Consider the following 851-nt stretch of genomic DNA (forward strand, 5'->3'; position numbering starts at 1 on the left):
TTCATTTGGACGAATCCTCAATCCGTTGATTCTCGTTCGACTTGCATGTGTTAAGCACGCCGCCAGCGTTCATCCTGAGCCAGGATCAAACTCTCAATAAAATGGTATCCAAACGGCTTCCACCGTTCAAATCAATTTTATTGAAGCTAATCTCTTAACTTCAAAGATATGAATTGATGAGACCCTTCATTTCACTGTGTTACCAGTTTCCATGAAGGACTCTTGTGTCCTTCTGGTGCTTTTCGTGTTTCTCATTGTTTAATTTACAAGGTACAAACCGCTCACCGGCGGAACTATTTTAGTTTACCAGATTCACCGTCGTTTGTCAAGCACTTTTTCAAACTTTTTTTGCCGGCCAACCCGGCATACTTCGGTTTGCTTTTTCATGCTGTCATTCGCACAACGTTCTTGGTAAACGGAGCATAAGAAAGACAGTCGCTTGGACTGTCATCCTTATGTGTCGGCACTACCTATCTTCCCGGGCCGTCGCCAGCCAAGTATTTTCGGCGCAAGTGAGCTTAACTGCCGTGTTCGGAATGGGAACGGGTGGACCCTCACTGCAATCAGCACCGACTATTCAATTCCCCAAAACTTGGCCTCCATGGACAAACCAACAAGGTGTTTGTCCATGGAAACGAAAAAGCAACGTAGGGAACGAGCTTTCACGCTAGCGTGGAAGCGAGCGATCCGCAGTTTGCTTTTGAGTGGTGACCCGTACGAGAGTCGAACTCGTGTTTGCGGCGTGAGAGGCCGCCGTCTTAACCACTTGACCAACGGGCCATGTCGTCGAAGCAAGCTCCGTATCTTCCGTTTTCACCTGACGGCAAAAACTCCATCACTCCGCTGCTTCT

General features: G+C 47.8%; 1 tRNA gene and 2 rRNA genes. All 3 read right to left on the reverse strand.

What is annotated here, in order from left to right:
• Window positions 1-101: ribosomal RNA gene (locus B5F22_RS12165) — 16S ribosomal RNA — on the reverse strand; the annotation flags it as partial.
• Between the two features lie 357 nt (window positions 102-458).
• Window positions 459-574: ribosomal RNA gene (gene rrf / locus B5F22_RS11820) — 5S ribosomal RNA — on the reverse strand.
• 131 nt (window positions 575-705) lie between these two features.
• Window positions 706-780, reverse strand: a tRNA-Glu gene (locus tag B5F22_RS11825).
• Window positions 781-851: the final 71 nt, after the last annotated feature.

Source organism: Pseudoflavonifractor sp. An187 (assembly GCF_002160275.1).
Lineage (GTDB): Bacteria > Bacillota > Clostridia > Oscillospirales > Oscillospiraceae > Enterenecus > Enterenecus faecium.